General features: G+C 58.4%; 14 protein-coding genes. 8 read left to right on the top strand and 6 right to left on the bottom strand.

The genetic code is table 11. From position 1 onward, the window contains the following. The first annotated feature begins 52 nt into the window (after positions 1–52). The gene (locus EBL_RS12500) at positions 53–1,324 is read left to right on the top strand and encodes a NupC/NupG family nucleoside CNT transporter (protein WP_002439425.1); all 1,272 of its coding nucleotides are present in this window, start codon (positions 53–55) and stop codon (positions 1,322–1,324) included. Between the two features lie 59 nt (positions 1,325–1,383). Here the strand turns inward: EBL_RS12500 and EBL_RS12495 are convergent, their stop codons facing one another. Together EBL_RS12495 and EBL_RS12490 are read right to left on the bottom strand one after the other, a co-directional pair. Continuing rightward, a complete protein-coding gene (locus EBL_RS12495; RefSeq protein ID WP_002439426.1) occupies positions 1,384–3,747 on the bottom strand; it encodes a glycoside hydrolase family 31 protein in 2,364 nt (787 codons plus the stop codon). Positions 3,748–3,761: 14 nt separating this feature from the next. Next, entirely contained in the window at positions 3,762–5,063 is a 1,302-nt protein-coding gene (locus EBL_RS12490; RefSeq protein WP_002439428.1) for an MFS transporter, read from the bottom strand. Positions 5,064–5,362: 299 nt separating this feature from the next. On the opposite strand from EBL_RS12490, the gene EBL_RS12485 reads away from it, so the two are divergent. Then, positions 5,363–6,433, top strand: a complete 1,071-nt coding sequence (locus tag EBL_RS12485) for a LacI family DNA-binding transcriptional regulator (RefSeq protein ID WP_002439430.1) — start codon at positions 5,363–5,365, stop codon at positions 6,431–6,433. Here EBL_RS12485 and moeB read toward each other — a convergent pair. Both moeB and moeA read right to left on the bottom strand, forming a co-directional pair. Further along, positions 6,430–7,191, bottom strand: coding sequence for a molybdopterin-synthase adenylyltransferase MoeB (gene moeB / locus EBL_RS12480; protein ID WP_002439432.1), 762 nt, complete (start codon positions 7,189–7,191; stop codon positions 6,430–6,432). The two genes, EBL_RS12485 and moeB, sit on opposite strands and share 4 nt — an antisense overlap. A 1-nt stretch (position 7,192) precedes the next feature. Beyond that, positions 7,193–8,425, bottom strand: coding sequence for a molybdopterin molybdotransferase MoeA (gene moeA / locus EBL_RS12475; RefSeq protein WP_002439433.1), 1,233 nt, complete (start codon positions 8,423–8,425; stop codon positions 7,193–7,195). Between the two features lie 215 nt (positions 8,426–8,640). Between moeA and EBL_RS12470 the strand changes: the two genes are divergently transcribed. The 4 genes from EBL_RS12470 (at position 8,641) to gsiD (ending at position 13,997) form a co-directional block, all read left to right on the top strand. Then, entirely contained in the window at positions 8,641–10,503 is a 1,863-nt protein-coding gene (locus EBL_RS12470; RefSeq protein WP_002439434.1) for a dipeptide ABC transporter ATP-binding protein, read from the top strand. Between the two features lie 69 nt (positions 10,504–10,572). Beyond that, positions 10,573–12,117, top strand: coding sequence for a glutathione ABC transporter substrate-binding protein GsiB (gene gsiB, locus EBL_RS12465; RefSeq protein WP_002439436.1), 1,545 nt, complete (start codon positions 10,573–10,575; stop codon positions 12,115–12,117). 46 nt (positions 12,118–12,163) lie between these two features. Continuing rightward, positions 12,164–13,084 (top strand): glutathione ABC transporter permease GsiC, encoded by a 921-nt coding sequence (gsiC, locus tag EBL_RS12460; protein ID WP_002439437.1) that lies wholly within the window; start codon positions 12,164–12,166, stop codon positions 13,082–13,084. A 1-nt stretch (position 13,085) separates the two neighbouring features. Continuing rightward, positions 13,086–13,997 (top strand): glutathione ABC transporter permease GsiD, encoded by a 912-nt coding sequence (gene gsiD, locus EBL_RS12455; RefSeq protein WP_002439439.1) that lies wholly within the window; start codon positions 13,086–13,088, stop codon positions 13,995–13,997. Between the two features lie 44 nt (positions 13,998–14,041). Here gsiD and rimO read toward each other — a convergent pair whose 3' ends face one another. Then, on the bottom strand, positions 14,042–15,376 hold the full coding sequence (gene rimO / locus EBL_RS12450; RefSeq protein WP_002439441.1) for a 30S ribosomal protein S12 methylthiotransferase RimO: 1,335 nt from the start codon (positions 15,374–15,376) through the stop codon (positions 14,042–14,044). 1,449 nt (positions 15,377–16,825) lie between these two features. Here rimO and EBL_RS12445 point away from each other — a divergent pair. Next, positions 16,826–17,206 (top strand): biofilm formation regulator BssR, encoded by a 381-nt coding sequence (locus EBL_RS12445; protein ID WP_002439443.1) that lies wholly within the window; start codon positions 16,826–16,828, stop codon positions 17,204–17,206. A 60-nt stretch (positions 17,207–17,266) separates the two neighbouring features. On the opposite strand, the gene EBL_RS12440 is transcribed toward EBL_RS12445, so the two are convergent. Beyond that, positions 17,267–17,893: a glutathione S-transferase family protein gene (locus EBL_RS12440; RefSeq protein ID WP_002439444.1), complete on the bottom strand. Its 627-nt coding sequence runs from the start codon at positions 17,891–17,893 to the stop codon at positions 17,267–17,269. Between the two features lie 251 nt (positions 17,894–18,144). Here EBL_RS12440 and dacC point away from each other — a divergent pair, with 251 nt between their 5' ends. Continuing rightward, a complete protein-coding gene (dacC, locus tag EBL_RS12435) occupies positions 18,145–19,365 on the top strand; it encodes a serine-type D-Ala-D-Ala carboxypeptidase (RefSeq protein WP_002439446.1) in 1,221 nt (406 codons plus the stop codon). Positions 19,366–19,376: the final 11 nt, after the last annotated feature.

The following is a 19,376-nucleotide window of genomic DNA, read 5'->3' as shown; positions in this document are numbered from 1 at the left end:
AGGCCCGACACCAGGTCGCCCGGGGATATTTCACTGTACAGGAATGTATTAAATGCAACTTATTATGAGTCTGGTTGGGATGGCGGCGCTGATTATCATTGCCCTGTTGCTGTGTAGTAACCGGCGGGCGATTAATCTGCGCACCGTGCTGGGGGCGTTTATGATGCAGGTTACCGTTGGCGCGCTGGTGCTGTATGTCCCGGCTGGCCGGCGGCTGTTAGGGAGCCTGTCTGACGGGGTGGCCAGCGTGATCTCCTACGGTAATCAGGGCATCTCCTTTATTTTTGGCGGCCTGGTTTCCGATACCATGTTTGAGCTCTTTGGCGGTAGTGGATTTGTCTTCGCCCTGCGCGTGCTGCCGGTTATTGTCTTTTTCTCTTCGCTGATTGGGGTGCTTTATTACCTTGGCATCATGCAATTTGTGATCCGCGTGCTCGGGGGTGGACTGCAAAAACTGCTCGGCACGTCGCGCACTGAGTCACTGTCGGCGACGGCAAATATTTTTGTCGGGCAGACAGAGGCACCACTGGTGGTGCGCCCGTATATTGCCACCATGACCCAGTCGGAGCTGTTCGCCGTGATGTGTGGCGGGCTGGCTTCGGTGGCCGGTTCTGTACTGGCCGGATACGCGCAAATGGGGGTCCCGCTGGAGTACCTGATAGCCGCCTCTTTTATGGCGGCACCCGGTGGGCTTTTATTTGCGAAGCTGATAGTGCCGGAAACCGGGCAACCGCGCGATGCGGATGATGCCGCAGACCTGCCCGGAGAACGCCCGGCCAATGTGATTGACGCCGCCGCGTCCGGTGCCGCATCCGGCATGCAGCTGGCGCTCAATGTCGGTGCCATGCTGCTGGCTTTTATTGCGCTTATCGCGCTGCTGAACGGTATGCTGGCTGGCATTGGCGGCTGGTTTAACTATCCGCAATTGTCGATGGAGCTGTTGCTGGGGTGGATCTTCTCGCCGGTGGCTTTTCTGATTGGGGTGCCGTGGAGTGAGGCCCTGGTCGCCGGTTCCTTTATTGGTCAGAAGGTTATCGTTAACGAGTTTGTGGCCTACCTGAACTTTGGGGCCTATCTGCGCCCGGACGACGTAGTGGCTGGCGCCGGGTTACAGGTGCTTTCCGGGCATACCAAAGCGATTATTTCGTTTGCCCTGTGCGGTTTTGCGAACCTTGCCTCGGTGGCGGTCCTGCTGGGGGGGCTTGGCAGTATGGCACCGCGACGCCGCCCGGATATCGCGCGTCTTGGCCTGAAGGCGGTCGCGGCCGGTACGCTGTCTAACCTGATGAGCGCAACAATCGCCGGGTTTTTCCTTGCCCTGTAAGCTGCGGATAAAAAAAGGCCATGCATGACGCATGGCCTTTTGAAGGGCTGGCGGCGAACTTAACGCTGCCAGTGGTCCGCAGGCTCACCGTTAATCAGCAGCTGGCGGCTCTCCCCAGCCGGCAGTGTGATCTTCAGGGTCTTCCATGCGGGTTGGTAATCCCCTTTCGGGGTCAGACACAGGTTGATACAGGTGCTGTCGCAACGCATCTCCCAGTTCAGCCACAGGGCGTTACCGGTCTGGTAGCCCCAGGATTCTCCGTCATCTTCAAACAGCATACCGCAGGTAACCCCCGGCCCCTGTAGCGGGTAAAGACGCAGCTCGCGCTGATCATCCTCCCGGGTGTCCACATAGCCCAGGCGCTCGCTGTGGGGCAGGCCGGCACCGGCGCGCACCAGTAACGGCAGGGTTTCCAGCGGGGCATCCAGCACTATCCACTGGCCGCCGCTGTACCACTGGCCGGTGTAGTAGTCATACCAGCCGGTGGTGTTGTCCGGCAGCCAGACCTTACGCTCACGCTGACCAGGCTCCACCACGCTTGCCACTAACAGATCCCGGCCCAGCAGGAAGTCATCACACTCTGCGAAGGTCTGCTCGTCGTGCTCGTGGTCAAGGAAAGTGGGGCGCAGCATCGGTTCGTCGTCCGCATGGGCCTGCCACAGTAAGGTGTAGAAGTAGGGCATCAGCCGGTAGCGCAGCTCAATGGCGCTGCGAATTGCCGGGGTCGCCGCCGGGTACATCCACGGCTCATTGACCGTGTGATCGTCGTTCCAGGAGTGGATCGTAAAGCGCGGGTGCATCACCCCGTTCTGAACCCAGCGGACAAACAGCTCCGCGTCCGGTTTATCCCCGGAGAAGCCGCCCACATCGTGGCCGAGGTTATACAGCCCCGAGAGGCTCATCCCCAGGCCCATGCGGATGTTGTAACGCAGGTTCTGCCAGCTGGTGCGGTTATCACCACTCCAGGTTTGTACATAGCGCTGCATCCCGGCGCTGCCGGAGCGGGAAATCAGATACGGGCGCTTTTCCGGGGCGAATTTCTGCTGCGCTTCCATGGAGGCACGCATCATCAGCAGCGGCATCACCGGGCGAATATGTTTAATGGCAACAGGCTGGCCGAAGCCGTGGCAGCGGGCTTCCCCGTCCCAGATTTCATATTCGTTGTTGTCATTCCAGGTGGAGCCTATCCCCATTTCCAGCAACTGGGTGGTCACACCGTTTTGCCACCAGCGGATGGTTTTCGGGTTAGTGAAGTCCAGGTGGGAGCCTTCGTCATCCCAGAATACGGAGCGCTCCGGCGTGTCGCTTTCTGAATCCTGAATAAACAGCCCCTGCTGCGCCACTTCCTGGTAGCGCGGGTGGTCCTGCAACAGGCAGGGTTTGATATTGGCCGCCAGGTGCATCCCGGCGTCGGCAAAGGCCTGGCTCATCACCTTCGGCTGGGGCACTTTGTCGTAGTTCCAGTTAAACACGTAGCGCTTGTTGTTAATGGAGGTATACCCGGACGACAACTGGAAGGAGTCGCAGGGGATCTGGTGCTCTTCACACAGGCGGATGAAGTTCATCAGCTGATTCTGGGCGTCCGGTGCGTCGGTGTAGTACATGGTCGAACCGCTGTAACCCAGGCTCCACTTCGGCCCGAACAGGGTTTTACCGGTCAGGCGCACAAAGGCTTTGGTGACATCCAGCACCCGCTGGCCAACAAAGAAATAGTAATCAATGTCGCCACACTGGGCTTCCCAGCGGCGGTAGGGCAGGTGGTAGTTATCCAGCTCGTTGCCAAAATCCAGCCAGCTGCTGCTGAGGTTATCGTAATAGATACCAAAGCTGGCGTCCGGGCGGCGGGTAATGGAGAACGGAATATGCTTATACAGCGGATCGGTAGATGCCGCGTTATAGCCCATCGCGTCCAGGTTGCGCATCTCGTAGCGTTTGCCGTTGCGCATCAGATCACCGGCTTTTTCCCCCAGACCATAGTAGCGATCGTCTGCCATGCGGCGCTGGTAGTGGGCGACACCGTCGCCGTGCGGGTTCATCAGATAGGCGCTGGTCGGGCGATCGCAGGCCAGCGGCGCCCATTCGCCGTTATCAAGGCGGTGGTGCCACTCCAGCCACAGGGGCTGGTGCACGGTCACTTTCAGAACATCGGTGGCGATGGTCAGCGTCTGGTCACCCTCTTCGAGGGTGAATCCCGGCAGGCTAAACCCTTCCAGACTGTCACGGGCACGGCCTTCCCAGGGCACATCCTGCTCGGGGGCGATACCCCAGGTGCGGTCGAGGGTGAAATGCCCCTCGCGTTTTACCGCAACCCGGAACATTTCCGGCTCCAGCACATAGATGGACATCTGGTGACGACCCTCGACATTCAGTACAACCTGCTGGTTGTCGGTGTGGCTCAGAGTCCAGTTTTTCAGGGTTTTCATTCAGTAATTCCTCATCAGGCACGCGCTGCGCGACGTTCAGCAATAAAAGCAATCAGGAAGAAGGCGCCAATCAGGTCGAAAAAGCCCATGGCGATAAACAGCGGGTTAAAGCCAATCTTGTCGGCAGTGACCCCGATAATCAGTGAGAAGATAAAGCTGGCTATCCAGGCGAATGAGCCGCGCATCCCGTTAACGGTGGCCATCTGGCCCTTATCGAAGGACTCCACCACCAGCGCACTGAGCATGCAGGAGATAATCTGGTGCCCGAAGCCGCCAATAGAGATAAGCGCAATGGTGATATAGGGATCGTCCGTCATCGCCACCAGGGCCAGGGAGATCATCAGAAACGCGCCGGTAACGGAGCTGGCAACCACCGAGTTCACCCGGGTGCAGCCAAACAGGCGGGTATACAGGCGGGTCAGATAGCCGCTGACTACGCTACCCAGGTCCGCCGCCAGGAAGGGTAACCAGGCGAACATGGCAATTTGCTTCAGATCCATACCGCGCTCATTCGCCAGGTACAACGGCACCCAGAAGCTCAGCACCGCCCAGGCGGGCTCTGCCATAAATGCCGGGATGGCAATCCCGTAAAAGCGCTTATCTTTAGAGACGGTTTTCAGGGCGGTAAAGAAAGGCAGCTTCACCGGGGCCGGTTCGTTGTCCTGCTTGATGAACTCAAGCTCGCTCTTGCCCAGATTAGGATGCTGCTCCGGGTTGTAGTAGAACATCCACCACAGCACCACCCACAGCAGCGCCAGTACCCCGGTAAACAGGAAGGCACCCTGCCAGCCAAAAGAGGCATGCGCAAAATAGATGATTGGCGGGGCCAGCATCGCACCCACAGAGAAGCCCACGCCCGCCCAGCCTGCGGCAATGGGGCGCTCGCTTTTCGGGAACCACTCGCCAATGGTTTTGGCGTTCGCCGGGGTGGCAGCCGCTTCTGCACCACCCATTACAAAGCGCAGGATAGCCAGATGCAGCCAGCTTCCGGCACCGGCGTGGGCCAGGCAGGCCACAGCCCAGATACCGGCGCACACCATAAAGCCAATTTTCAGGCCGATAACATCAATAAGCCAGCCGCACAGAGGCTGGAACAGGGTATAGGCCAGCTGAAATGCCCCGACAATCCACGAATACTGCTCAGTGGTCAGCCCGAGGCTGACTTTCAGCTCTGGTGCCAGGATACCCAGCGAGTTACGGGTGATGTAGTTAACAGTAACGCCCAGCAGAAACAGGACCAGCATCCACCAGCGCAGATGCTTCACCACCCGCTTGCTTTTGACTGTGGTAAGTTCCGGATTAATGCCATGACTCATGGTTATCTCCAGGTAATCGGTAAGATGAAAATCTGGGGCCGGGAAGCGATTTTTTATAAAAGTGGATAATTTTCCACCGGTTTCCCTGGCCTGTTATGGCACTGCAGGTGGTGATTAATTGCTCACCATACCAGTGCAAAAACAGGCTAAAAGAGTTTTTGTGCCGGCGACAGCGATAGTTTTGCAAAAATTTTCATATTTTGGCGTTGTAACATAAAATATGCCGTTAAACGCCAGGTAATGGTTGTAATATTGCCTGTGAAAATTTTTTCATTTCACAAATCTGCCGGGATCACAAAATGGAAAAGAAGCTCAATATCAGCCAGATTGCCCAACAAACCGGGTTATCCATCAGCACCGTCTCCCGGGTGCTGGCCGGGAAAACCAACACCAGCGAGCGGGCAAAACAGCGGGTTATGGAGTGTGCCCGCCAGATGGGGGTGCTGGACGGCATGGCCGCCGGGCGCATGCTGCTGAATAACATTCTTCTTTTTGCGCCGCAGCGCGCGTTTGATGAGCGCTCAGATATTTTCTACTACCGGGTGATTCAGAACCTCAGCAAAGCCCTGAGCGTGCACGATGTGCGCCTGCGCTACTGCGCCCTGGAAGAGAATGACAGCGACGCGGCCCTGTTCTTAAGCCGCCTGGGGGAGAGCGACGTTGAGGCGGCTATTCTGCTGGGGATCGATGATCCCCATATTCACGATCTGCTGGTGGATATGGGCAAACCCGGGGTGCTGATCAACTGCCGGGATAATAAAATGCGCCTGCCTGCGGTGGCGCCGGATCACCGGGGGATCGGGGAGCTTGCCGCCAGTTACCTGTTTGCCATGGGCCACCGTAAGATCCTGAACCTGGTCTGCCTGCGCCGCTACACCATGGAACTGCGCCTGAGCGGGATCCGCGATGCCTGGGGCCAGCATAACCTGGCGCTGGACGACGAGCGGGATCTGTTACTGATGCGTAACTTCAGCGCCAAAGAGAGCGAGGAACAACTGGGGGAATACCTGCTGAGAACGCCGCGCCAGAGCCTGCCGACGGCTATTCTCGCCGGGGGGGATTTTATGGCCGCCGGGGCGATGCGCGCCCTGCAGCAGCACGGGCTGCGGGTGCCGCAGGATATCTCGGTCATGAGTATTGACGGGTTTAATTTGTCTGCCATTCAGGAGGTGCCGCTCTCTTCGGTGCATGTGCCCCGGGACGAGCTGGGGGAAGAGGCAGTGCACCTGCTGCGCCAGCGGATCATGCGCCCGCAGGCGGCCTGCGGCACGCTGTTACTGCACGGCACCCTGGTCGGGCGTGAGTCCGTGCGGCGTATCCGTAGTACCCAGGGGACTACGGCGGTGGATCAGGAAGGGCTGTACGACTAGCCCTGCGGCTGGCCGCACACCTCACAGGCCGGGTTGCGCGGTAGCTTCATTTCGCGGAACTGGCAGGTCATCGCGTCATACATCAGTAATTTACCGGCGATACTGGTGCCAAAACCGGTCAGCAGTTTGATGGCCTCCATCGCCTGTAGTGCGCCAATCACCCCCACCAGCGGGGACATGACCCCCGCTTCAACACAGGTCAGCGCGTTGTCGCCAAACAGGCGGCTCAGGCAGCGGTAGCAGGGCTCGCCCGGACCATAGGTAAAGACGCTGACCTGGCCTTCCATGCGGATAGCCGCCCCGGACACCAGTGGCACCCGGGCCCGGTAACAGGCCTGGTTCAGCTGGTTGCGGGTGGCGACATTATCCGTACAGTCGAGCACCAGATCGTGGCGCGCCACCAGCGCCTCCAGGGCGCTGTCGTCCAGCTGCTGGTCAATGGTCTCGATCCGGATATGGGGGTTTATTGCCGCCAGGCTCTGGCGGGCAGATTCCACCTTCGCCAGCCCGATATCCTGATCATGGTGGAGGATCTGGCGCTGTAAATTGGACAGGGCCACCGTGTCAAAATCGAGCAGTGTCAGGTGGCCGGCACCGGCACCCGCCAGATACGGCGCGGCCGCACAGCCCAGCCCGCCCAGCCCCACAATCAGCACCCGGCTGGCCTTGAGCGTCTCCTGACCGTCGAAATCAAAACCGCGCAGAATAATCTGGCGGTTATAGCGCAGCATTTCGCTGTCGGACAGTTCCTCAGCCACGTTAGCCCCCGAACAGCGGGTTAAAAGGCTCTACGGTGACCCACTCGCCGGGCTCCACGTTACCCCGCTCCTGCTCCAGCACAATAAAACAGTTGCCCTGGCTAAATGAGCTGAAAATATGGGAGCCCTGATGGCCGGTACTGACCACTTCCGGTGTACCGTCCGGGCCGGTGCGCAAAATACCGCGCTGGAAATCCAGGCGGCCGGGGGTTTTTTTCAGTTTCTGTGCCGCCCGGGCCCGGAAGCGGGCAGGCAGCGCAGGGGATGCCTGGCCGGATAAACGGGCCAGCAGCGGCTGAACCAGCTGATAAAACGTCAGCGTGGCGGAGACCGGGTTACCGGGCAGCCCGCAGAACCAGCTGTTTTTCAGGCGCCCGAAGGCGAAGGGCTTACCGGGCTTGATGGACAGCTTCCAGAAGTGGATCTCCCCGAGGGTATCGAGGATCTGTTTGGTGTAGTCCGCTTCCCCCACCGAGACCCCGCCGGAGCTTATTACCAGATCGGCCTGGCTGTCCGCCTGTTCAAAGGCGGCCTGTAGCGCCCGGGGATCGTCACGAATAATGCCGAGGTTAATCACCTCACAGCCCAGTTGCTCCAGCATCAGGTGGACGGCCAGGCGGTTGGTGTCGTAAATCTGCCCCTCGCCCAGGGGCTGGCCGGGCAGTTGCAGCTCATCCCCGGTGGAGAAGACCGCCGCGCGAACCTTACGCACCACGCTCACTTCACCAATCCCGAGGGAGGCCAGCAGCGGAAGCTCGGCCACGGTCAGGCGCTGACCGGCACTGAGCACGCTGGCACCACGGCGGATATCTTCCCCCCGGCGGCGAATATTCTGCCCGGGTTTGACCGCCGCGCTGAAGGTGACGCCCGCATCGCTGACGCTGGCCTGCTCCTGCATGATGACCGCCTCGCAACCGTCCGGCACCGGGGCACCGGTCATAATGCGCACGCAGGTGCCCGCAGGCCACGGCCCCTGGAAGGGCTGCCCGGCGAAGGCTTTGCCCGCCACCGGCAGCGGTTTACCCGTAGCCAGATCCGCCAGACGCACCCCGTAACCGTCCATTGCCGAGTTATCAAACCCCGGTACATCCAGCGGGGAGACCACATCGGACGCTGTTATCCGGCCAAACGCCTGAACCAGAGGAAGGGTTTGTGTTTCGTGAATAGGGGTAACCAGCGCCGCCATGTGCGCCAGTGCGGTGTCCAGCGGCATCAGGCCATTGGTAAATTCCATGACAATATCTCCTGCACGAGGAATATATAAAAGTGCCGCTATTATGGCAGATATCGCCAGCTCACTAAATGGCCCTGTGTTACTCCTCACGGGGGAGCGTTGTACAGCTTTACAACACTTTTAGTGCTTTCTATATTCAAAAATCGAATTAAGCGCCAGGCACTATGATGATATTTATAGAAAAACCGCCAGCAGACGGAAATTAAGGAGACGCTGTGCCCTATCGCGACGCACTGACCCAGGACCAGGTTTTGCTGGTAGAGAACTTAAACGTGAGCTTTGGCGCCCCGGAAGATGAAAACCGGGCGGTGCGCCAGCTCTCGTTTACGCTCGCCCGTGGGGAGACGCTCGCCATCGTGGGGGAGTCCGGCTCGGGGAAATCGGTCACCGCGCTGGCGCTGATGCGCCTGCTGGAGCAGCAAAACAGCCGGGTCTCCTGCCGGGGGCGGGTTATCTTACGCCGCCGTAACCGCCACGTGGCGGATCTGGGGGCCCTGAGCGCCGCCGACATGACCCGGGTGCGCGGGGCTGATATCAGCATGATTTTCCAGGAGCCCATGACCTCACTCAACCCGGTTTTCGCCGTGGGGGAGCAGATAGCCGAATCACTGCGCCTGCACCAGAAACTCTCCCACCGGGAGGCCTGGAAAGAGGCGCGCCAGATGCTGGAGCGGGTGCGCATTGCCGATGCCGACCAGGTGATGAAGCGCTACCCGCATCAGCTTTCCGGCGGTATGCGCCAGCGGGTCATGATTGCCATGGCGCTCTCCTGCCGCCCGGCAGTGCTGATTGCCGACGAGCCCACCACCGCCCTGGATGTGACCGTACAGGCCAGGATCCTGCAGCTTATCCGGGTTCTTCAGCAGGAGATGGAGATGGGGGTGATTTTTATCACCCACGATATGGGGGTGGTGGCGGATATCGCCGACCGGGTGCTGGTCATGCACCAGGGAGTGGCGGTAGAGAGCGGCAGCGTGCAGCAGATTTTCCGCCATCCGCAGCACCCGTATACCCAGTCACTGCTGGCGGCGGTGCCCCGGCTCGGGGCGATGAAGGGGCAGGATCTCCCGGCCACCTTCGCGCTGGGGGAGGCCCCCTCGCGCCCTCAGCCTGCGCCCCCTGCGCGCGATCCGGCCCGGCCATTAGTGGCGGTGCGGGATCTGGCGGTGCGCTTCCCCCTGCGTGGCGGGCTGTTTAACCGGGTGGTCCGCGAGGTGCGGGCGGTTGAGCAGGTCAGCTTTGATCTCTGGCCTGGTGAAACCCTGGCGCTGGTGGGGGAGTCCGGCTGCGGCAAATCCAGCACCGGGCGGGCGCTGCTGCGCCTGGTCAATAGCCAGGGCGGCACCATTCACTTTAACGGCCAGCGTATTGATACCTTGTCCCGGCGGGCGATGCAGAGCGTGCGCCGGGATATTCAGTTTATTTTTCAGGATCCTTACGCCTCGCTGGATCCGCGTCAGACCGTTGGCGCGGCCATTATGGAGCCGCTGCTGATCCACCGGGTGGCCCGGGGGGCCGAGGCACAGCGGCGGGTGGCCTGGCTGCTGGAGCGGGTGGGGCTCCGGCCCGAGCACGCCCGGCGCTATCCCCACGAATTTTCCGGCGGCCAGCGCCAGCGTATCAGTATCGCCCGGGCCCTGGCCCTGTCGCCGAAGCTGGTCATCGCCGATGAGGCCATCTCGGCGCTGGATGTCTCCGTGGGGGCGCAGATTATTAATCTGCTGCTCGACCTGCAGCGGGAGCAGGGGATCGCGTTTTTATTTATCTCCCACGATATGGCGGTGGTTGAGCGTATCAGCCACCGGGTGGCGGTGATGTATATGGGGCAAATTGTCGAAATTGGCCCCCGGCGGGCGGTATTTGAAAATCCCCGCCATGCTTATACCCGTAAGCTGATGGCGGCAGTGCCGGTGCCGGACCCGGCCTACCGGCGTCGCCAGGAGATTCTGTTATCCGACGATCTCCCCGGCGCATTGCGCGCACCGGGAGAGGCCGTGGCGGTTGCGCCGCTGGTGGAAGTGGGGCCGGAGCACTATGTTGCCGCCCATCCGCTGGCGGGGATGGAACACCATTTTTGAGCGCCGGTTGCGGCCGGTATGACTGCTCGCGGGCTAACGACCGGGAGCGCAGGCGGGAGTTTCACCATAATGAAAACAACACAACGGGCACAACAACGCAGGGTGGTCGCGCTGGGGCTGGCGGCCATCGCCTTCAGCTCCGGGGCATGGGCAGCAAAAGATGTGGTGGTGGCGGTGGGGTCTAACTTCACCACGCTTGATCCTTATGACGCCAACGACACCCTCTCCCAGGCGGTGGCGAAGTCGTTCTATCAGGGGTTATTCGGCCTTGATAAGACGATGAAAGTGCAAAATGTTCTGGCGGAAAGTTACCAGGTATCGGACAACGGGCTGGTCTGGACATTTACCCTGCGTAAAGGGGTCACATTCCAGGACGGCACGCCGTTTAATGCTCAGGCGGTTAAGGTGAATCTTGACCGGGCCAGTAACCCGGACAGCCACCTGAAGCGCTATAACCTGTATAAAAATATCGCCCATACGGATGTGGTGGATGAGCATACGGTGGCGGTGACCCTGAAAACGCCATTCTCGGCATTTATTAACGTGCTGGCCCACCCGGCGACGGTGATGATCTCCCCGGCGGCGCTGAAAAAGTACGGTAAATCCATCGGTTTTCACCCGACAGGCACCGGCCCGTATCAGCTGGAGACCTGGAACCAGACCGATTTCGTGAAAGTGACCCGCTTTGCCGGTTACTGGCAGCCGGGCCTGCCGAAGCTCGACAGCATCACCTGGCGCCCGGTGGTGGACAACAACACCCGGGCGGCGATGCTGCAAACCGGTGAGGCGAACTTCGCCTTCCCGATCCCCTTTGAGCAGGCGGCGGTGCTGAAACAGAACCCGAAATTAACCCTGGTGACATCGCCGTCGATCATGCAGCGCTATATCAGTATGAATGTCACTCAGAAACCGTTCGATAACCCCAAAGTGCGCGAGGCCATCAACTACGCCATTAACCGGGAGGCGCTGGCAAAAGTGGCGTTTGCCGGGTATGCCACCCCGGCCACTGGCGTGGTGCCGCCGTCGATTGCGTATGCGGCCCGGTATCCGGCCTGGCCTTATGATCCGGCTAAGGCCCGGGCGCTGCTTAAAGAGGCGGGCTACCCGGACGGCTTCAGCACGACGTTATGGTCCTCCCATAACCACAGTACCGCCCAGAAAGTGCTGCAGTTCACCCAGCAGCAGCTGGCCCAGGTGGGCATTAAGGCCAGGCTTACCGCCATGGATGCGGGCCAGCGGGCAGCCCAGGTAGAGGACAAAAACCAGAAAGAGAGCCAGGTGCGCATGTTCTACACCGGGTGGTCGGCATCCACAGGGGAGGCCGACTGGGCGCTCACCCCGCTGTTCAGTACCTCAAGCTGGCCTCCGGCCCAGTTTAATACCGCCTTTTACAGTAACCCCCAGGTGGATGAGGATCTGGCCCAGGCGCTGAAAACTACCGATGATGGGCAAAAAGCGCAGCGTTACAAAGATGCCCAGGACCGGATCTGGAACGACAAGCCCTGGGTGCCGCTGGTGGTGGAAAAACTGGTGTCGGCCCACAGCAACGGGCTGAGTGGGTTTTATGTGATGCCGGATACAGGCTTTAGCTTTGACGATGCGGATCTGAAATAGCGGATCGCACAGCAGCCCCGCTGCGGCGGGGCGGGTAAGGATGACCATGTTAAACTATTTTGCCAGGCGTTTACTGGGGCTTATCCCCACATTACTGATCGTGGCCGTGCTGGTGTTTTTATTTGTTCACCTGCTGCCCGGGGATCCTGCCCGGCTGCTGGCCGGACCGGAGGCAGACAGCGCTGTGGTGGAGCTGGTACGCCGCCAGCTGGGCCTTGACCAGCCCTTATGGCTGCAGTTCTGGCATTTTCTGAGTAATGCCCTGCAGGGGGATTTGGGCATATCGATGACCTCCCGCCGCCCGGTGGCGGATGAGATTGCCGTGCGCTTCCTTCCTACGTTGTGGCTCACCCTCGCCAGTATGCTGTGGGCGACCCTGTTCGGGCTCGGGGCCGGGGTGATTGCCGCCGTATGGCGCAATAAGTGGCCTGACCGGCTCAGTATGTTGCTGGCCGTGTCGGGGATATCCTTCCCGGCGTTTGCCCTCGGGCTGTTGCTGATGCAGATCTTCTCCGTACAGCTTGGCTGGCTACCCACCGTGGGGGCCGGGAGCTGGCAGCACTATATTTTGCCCTCTCTGACACTTGGTGCGGCGGTGGCGGCGGTTATGGCGCGCTTTACCCGGGCGGCTTTTATTGATGTGCTGCGCGAGGATTATATCCGCACGGCCCGGGCGAAAGGGGTGGCAGAGCGCGGGGTGATTATCCGCCACGGGCTGCGTAACGCGCTGATCCCGGTGGTAACCATGATGGGCCTGCAGTTCGGCTTTCTGCTCGGCGGCTCGATAGTGGTCGAAAAGGTCTTTAACTGGCCGGGTATCGGGCGGCTGCTGGTGGATGCAGTAGAAATGCGCGATTACCCGGTAATTCAGGGGCTGGTCCTGCTGTTTTCGCTGGAATTTATCCTTATTAACCTGGTTGTGGATATGCTCTATGCGGCCATTAACCCGACTATCAGGTATCAATAATATGGCTTGGTTTAACTGGCGTCGCCGGATAATGGACGCCCGACTGCCCTGGCTGCGTAGCGGGCAGCCCGCGGGATCATCAGCCCTGGTGTGGCAACGGCTGAAACGCCAGCCGCTGGCAATGGGGGCGGGCGTGGTGGTGGTGGCGCTGATTGTGCTGGCGTTCGTGGCCCCCTGGATTGCCCCCTTTGATGCGGAAAATTACTTCGATTACGACCAAATCAACAGTGCGCCTTCACTACAGCACTGGTTCGGGGTGGATGCGCTGGGGCGGGATATTTTCAGCCGGATCCTCGTCGGGGCGCGCATCTCGCTGATGGCCGGGATCCTGGCGGTACTGCTCGGGGCGATCCCGGGGATCCTGCTGGGGCTTATTGCCGGCTGGTATGAGGGCTGGTGTGACCGGATCATTATGCGCATCTGCGATGTGCTGTTCGCCTTTCCGGGGATCCTGCTGGCGATTGCGGTGGTGGCGCTGATGGGCAGCGGTATGACAAATGTGGTGGTGGCGGTAGCGGTGTTCACTGTTCCGGCCTTTGCCCGGCTGGTGCGCGGCAATACGCTGGTACTTAAACAGCAAACCTGGGTAGAGGCGGCCCGCAGTATCGGTGCCCCGGACCGGGTGATTCTGCTGGGGCATATTTTGCCCGGCACCCTGTCATCTGTTCTGGTGTTCTTTACCATGCGCATTGGCACCTCGATTATCTCTGCGGCCAGCCTCTCTTTTCTGGGGCTGGGGGCTCAGCCGCCCACCCCGGAGTGGGGGGCAATGCTTAACGAGGCGCAGGCAGACATGGTTATAGCGCCCCATGTGGCGATTTTCCCGTGCCTGGCGATTTTTATTACTGTGCTGGCGTTTAACCTGCTGGGAGACGGGCTGCGTGATGCGCTGGATCCGAAAATTCAGCTCTAGTGGCGGGTAAGAATGGCCCCCGCGCGCCCGCGCGGGGGAGGGGCTCAGAGTACCACGCCCCACATGTCGTATTCGTCGGCGTGTTCAATGCGGGCACGCACGATATCCCCGGCTTTCAGGTGTTTTGCACCGTTCAGATAGACGGCACCGTCAATTTCCGGGGCATCGGCCATGCTGCGGCCAATGGCGCCTTCATCGTCCACTTCATCCACCAGAATAAGCAGCTCGCGGCCTACTTTTTCCTGCAGGCGCTCTGCGGAGATCTGCTGCTGTAACTGCATAAAGCGGTTCCAGCGCTCTTCTTTGACCTCTTCCGGCACCTGATCCGGCAGATCGTTGGCGGCAGCCCCTTCTACCGGACTGTATTTGAAGCAGCCTACCCGGTCAAGGCGCGCTTCGGTCAGGAAGTCGAGCAGCATCTGGAAGTCTTCCTCGGTCTCCCCGGGGAAGCCGACAATAAAGGTGGAGCGCAGGGTCAGCTCCGGGCAGATGGTGCGCCAGTTTTTGATGCGCTCCAGGGTGCGCTCAACGGCGCCCGGGCGTTTCATCAGCTTCAGGATCCGCGGGCTGGCGTGCTGCAGCGGAATATCCAGATAGGGCAGAATTTTGCCTTCGGCCATCAGCGGGATCACATCATCCACATGCGGGTACGGGTAGACATAGTGCAGACGCGTCCAGACCCCGAGCTTCGCCAGCTGTTCGCACAGGCTGACCATGCTGGTTTTGACCGGGGCGCCGTTCCAGAACCCGGTGCGGTGTTTGACATCCACCCCGTAGGCGGAAGTGTCCTGGGAGATAACCAACAGCTCTTTTACGCCCGCTTCGACCAGGCGTTTTGCCTCGGCCAGTACGTCGCCTATCGGGCGGCTGTCCAGATCACCACGCATGGAAGGAATAATGCAGAAGCTGCAGCGGTGGTTGCAGCCTTCGGAAATTTTCAGGTAAGCGTAATGGCGCGGGGTCAGTTTTACGCCCTGTGCCGGGACCAGGCTGGTAAACGGGTTGTGCTGCGGTTTGGGGGCATAGTGGTGCACATGCTCCAGAACCTGCTCATAGGCGTGGGGGCCGGTGATCTCCAGCACTTTCGGGTGTACCGCTCTTATCTGATCTTCTTTGGCGCCCAGGCAGCCGGTGACGATAACTTTGCCGTTTTCTTTCAGCGCCTCGCCAATCGCTTTCAGGGATTCCTGAACCGCGCTGTCAATAAACCCACAGGTATTGACGATAACCATATCCGCATCGTCGTAGCTTGGCACCACGTCATACCCTTCGGTGCGCAGCTCCGTCAGAATACGCTCGGAATCGACCAGGTTCTTCGGGCAGCCCAGGGAGACAAAACCCACTTTGGGTTGTGCGGCAGGAATTTTATTATCAGACATTCGACATTACTCACATTGCATCAATGGCGCGGGATTTTAATGGCATCGGGACGAAAATTACACTGTTATGTTTGCCGGGCGGGGGGATTTACAACAACAGAGGGGGGGAAATCCTCCCCTGCCGGGTGACAGAGGAGTCATAACGATAGATGTTAATCCAGCCCCCAGACATGCTCGGCCTGGGCAAATGACCGCCATAAAATCCTTACAATAATTAACACTATTATCCTCCATTCCGTGATCTGGATAGCGTTTTGCAAGATACAAACAAATGTGGCGATCACAAAACGGAAAAGAAGTCTGTGATGATGTAAATCAACTTTATCTGAATTTTACCCCTTTTGGGGTAGAAAGGTTGCGCGAAACGGCAAGGGGGCGGGGGTGTGCGGCAGCATAAAAAAGCCACCCGGCGGGTGGCTGAACAGCGCTACGTATCATTATTAGTGGATATTTTGAGTAATCAGGTCCGGCACTGTTGTGATGTCCACTGTAACCTGGCCTGTAAACTGACCGGCCGGTATTATGCCACTGCTTATTATGGTGCCTGGTTATAAAAATAAAATAGACTATCCAGTATTTAACGCCAGTGTACGTAGAACTTACGAGACTGCGTTATGAGATTATTAGAACAGAACTGTACTTGTCCACTCTTTTTTCTGGCCGTTATCTTAATTGTGGGCAATACCCTGATTCCCGGTAAGGGTGATAACCGGCATCAGCACGGTGGTGGTGTGATAATGGGGATAATGTGAAGTGCTCAGGTTTCACCTGAATAAGTGATAATAACGTGCTCCATTATACAATGGCGTGATTATCAGAAAAATGTGTTGTTGTTTAGCTGCTGTTCAGGCGGGCTGGCGGTCCGGCAGGCGTGCCGGAGAGTCTGCGGCAAAAAAAGAACCCCACGCTGGGTGGGGTATGGGATCTAGAGAGGTGGTTATTTGTAATAATAATGATGGGGCGAGATGAATAATAAAAAACAATATCCTTTCGCACCAGTGAATATATTCAGAAATGTGATGAATAACCGCATGTTATTGTGAAAAACAATGCATTAACAGTAATTCAATTAATAAATTAAAATGTGAACCGGCTGTTGTTATTCATATTATCTGGTAAATAACAATCGCGGATTTATGGTTTTAATTTTCTGCGTAATTATTTTTATCGTGACGGTTTACCGCGCCGCTTTTATTTTCCGGCGCTGATGTGGCCGCTTTCACGGTGTGCCGCGGTGCGGCACCAGCAGACCAGGTGCTGCACGTTATTTTTAGCCCCCTGTAACAGTAAACCGGCTGCAATGGCATAACCAGGGTAGGCTGTTATAACTAAATGTTAAAATAATTATTTATATTTAGGCTAATTGTTGCAATCTTGATTAAGAGCAATAAAAAATTGTGCCGGAAGGCGTATCCCTTAAGGAGGCTCCCACTCACCAGGAGGTGCCCTATGCCAGGCAGACACAAACAGGACCTGGTTCAGAAAATGATCGCTGCACAATCTGAGTTACAACGTTATCTGATTCTGCATAAGGCCAAAGGCTACATGGCAGATAGCGATAGCGCGCAGCTACGCGAAATACTGTTTGGGCTTTGTAGCACGCTGCGCGAGCAGTTCCCGCTGTTTCGTTCGATTCTGACACAGGAAGAGGTGATGGCTTTCCAGGAGGGAACCGGCGCACTGACAACCGCCGCATTATGTCTGATGGGGGGAAAACATGACTGTCCCCGCTTTGTTGCTGTCGATACAGCAAAACTTGAGCAAAATCTGAAAATTGTGCAACGGGCGACCGGATATCTGACCAGAAATCATACGGTACAGGATGCCTGAAATTATCAGGGGAGGGAGCCCCTGATGTTAACGCCGCCCGTAAAACCTGCGCCGCCAGCCTCAGCTCAGGGGCAGCATCACCGTTTCCCGGAATGCCGGGCGCCGGGTTAACTGCTGATACCAGCGCTGTAAATGGGGATACTCCCCCCAGGCAACCTCCAGGTTTAATAACCCGTACAGCGTTGGCCCTGCGGCAATATCGCCCGGCCCGAACTGCTCGCCGGACAGCCAGGGCTGGTGGGCCAGGGCCGCATCCATAATCGCAAACAGCGCCTGACACTCCTGCGTGCTGCGGGCTATCAGCTGTGCATCGCGCGCTTCGGGTGCGGTGCGCACCAGGCTAATAAAGACCCCGCGAAAAGGGGCCGTAAACGACGAACAGACCCAGTCCATCCATTTATCCCCGCAGGCCCGCTCTGCGGCGGATTCCGGCCACAACAGCGGCTGACCATACTGGGCCGCCAGATAACGCACAATCGCGTTCGACTCCCAGAGCACCAGGTCCGTTGCTGAATCTTTCAGGCAGGGCACCAGGCCATTAGGGTTCATAGCCAGATAACTGGCGCTGTGGTTGCCGCCAAAATTGCCGCCGGTCTCAATTAACTGATAATCCATGCCCAGTTCCGCCAGACACCAGCGCACTTTTTTGACATTCGTCGAATTGGTTCTGCCCCATACGGTTATCATACGCGCCCTCAGTAATGGATAAATACCGCTACACACTGTGGTACAGGGGGGCCGGGCAGGCAAGACAGATTGCGTAATAAGTTGTGTGCAGGTCAAAAAAAACGGTCTGCCATAAGCATCCCCCGGTGATATCGCATAAACTTTAAAAACTTTACCAATGGCAGGTTTCTTTAAGCGGGCGCACAGGCTAGCTTACAGACTGTTTCCGCTGGCTGGTGCAGCTGGTGTGTTGTTTTTGAAAGGATACTCGGATGGCATTTATGAAAAATACACTCTCATCGTCGTGGCGCAAATGGGTAGCAGGGACGACACTGCTGCTGTTAATGGCGCCGGTGGTTCATGGGGCTGATGCACCAGGGGCTCCGGGGGCACCGCCTCTGGATGCGAAAGCATGGATACTGATGGACTACGCCAGCGGTAAGGTGCTGGCGCAGGGCAACGCGGATGAGAAACTCGATCCTGCCAGCCTCACCAAGCTGATGACCAGCTACGTTGTCGGCCACGCGCTGAAAGCGGGCAAAATCAAACTCACCGATATGGTCACCGTGGGGCAGGACGCCTGGGCCACCGGTAACCCGGCGCTGCGCGGATCCTCGGTGATGTTTCTTAAGCCCGGGGATCGGGTCTCGGTTGAGGATCTGAACAAAGGCGTGATTATCCAGTCCGGTAATGATGCCTGTATCGCGCTGGCGGATTATGTGGCGGGCAGCCAGGATTCGTTTATCAGCCTGATGAACGGCTACGCCCAGAAACTGGGCCTGCAAAATACCGTTTTCAAAACGGTGCACGGGCTGGATGCGCCGGGCCAGTTCAGTACCGCCCGGGACATGGCCCTGCTGGGCCAGGCGCTGATCCGCGATGTGCCGGATGAGTATGCGGTCCATAAAGAGAAAGAGTTCACCTTTAATAAGATTCGCCAGCCGAACCGCAACCGGCTGCTGTGGAACAGCCACCTCACGGTCGACGGTATGAAAACCGGCACCACGGCCGGTGCCGGGTATAACCTGGTGGCCTCGGCGACCCAGGGCGATATGCGCCTGATTTCCGTTGTGCTGGGCACCAGAACGGACGGCATTCGTTTTCGCGAGTCTGAAAAATTGCTGACCTGGGGCTTCCGCTTCTGGGAAACCGTCACCCCCATTAAACCGGATGCCACGTTTGTGACCCAGAAAGTGTGGTACGGGGATACCGGTGAGGCCAAACTGGGGGCGGGGAGCCAGGGCTCGATAACCATCCCGCGCGGCCAGATGAAAAACCTGAAAGCCTCCTACACCTTAACCGAGCCTCAGCTGACTGCACCGCTGAAAAAGGGCCAGGTGGTGGGCACCATCGATTTTCAGCTGAACGGGAAATCCATCGAGCAGCGCCCGCTTATCGTGATGGAAGCGGTAGAAGAGGGGGGCTTCTTTAGCCGGATTATCGATTTTGTGATGATGAAACTGCACGGCTGGTTTGGCAGCCTGTTCTCCTGATCCCCGGGTAT

The organism is Shimwellia blattae DSM 4481 = NBRC 105725, assembly GCF_000262305.1.
GTDB lineage: Bacteria > Pseudomonadota > Gammaproteobacteria > Enterobacterales > Enterobacteriaceae > Shimwellia > Shimwellia blattae.
The sequence above is the reverse complement of the archived record's forward strand: the minus strand, read 5'-3'. Positions and strand labels throughout refer to the sequence as shown.

Coding starts and splice junctions, on each gene's coding strand:
- EBL_RS12500 (WP_002439425.1), top strand. CDS start 53: ATGCAACTTATTATGAGTCTGGTTGGGATGGCGGCGCTGATTATCATT.
- EBL_RS12495 (WP_002439426.1), bottom strand. CDS start 3,747: ATGAAAACCCTGAAAAACTGGACTCTGAGCCACACCGACAACCAGCAG.
- EBL_RS12490 (WP_002439428.1), bottom strand. CDS start 5,063: ATGAGTCATGGCATTAATCCGGAACTTACCACAGTCAAAAGCAAGCGG.
- EBL_RS12485 (WP_002439430.1), top strand. CDS start 5,363: ATGGAAAAGAAGCTCAATATCAGCCAGATTGCCCAACAAACCGGGTTA.
- moeA (WP_002439433.1), bottom strand. CDS start 8,425: ATGGAATTTACCAATGGCCTGATGCCGCTGGACACCGCACTGGCGCAC.
- gsiB (WP_002439436.1), top strand. CDS start 10,573: ATGAAAACAACACAACGGGCACAACAACGCAGGGTGGTCGCGCTGGGG.
- gsiC (WP_002439437.1), top strand. CDS start 12,164: ATGTTAAACTATTTTGCCAGGCGTTTACTGGGGCTTATCCCCACATTA.
- gsiD (WP_002439439.1), top strand. CDS start 13,086: ATGGCTTGGTTTAACTGGCGTCGCCGGATAATGGACGCCCGACTGCCC.
- rimO (WP_002439441.1), bottom strand. CDS start 15,376: ATGTCTGATAATAAAATTCCTGCCGCACAACCCAAAGTGGGTTTTGTC.
- EBL_RS12445 (WP_002439443.1), top strand. CDS start 16,826: ATGCCAGGCAGACACAAACAGGACCTGGTTCAGAAAATGATCGCTGCA.
- EBL_RS12440 (WP_002439444.1), bottom strand. CDS start 17,893: ATGATAACCGTATGGGGCAGAACCAATTCGACGAATGTCAAAAAAGTG.
- dacC (WP_002439446.1), top strand. CDS start 18,145: ATGGCATTTATGAAAAATACACTCTCATCGTCGTGGCGCAAATGGGTA.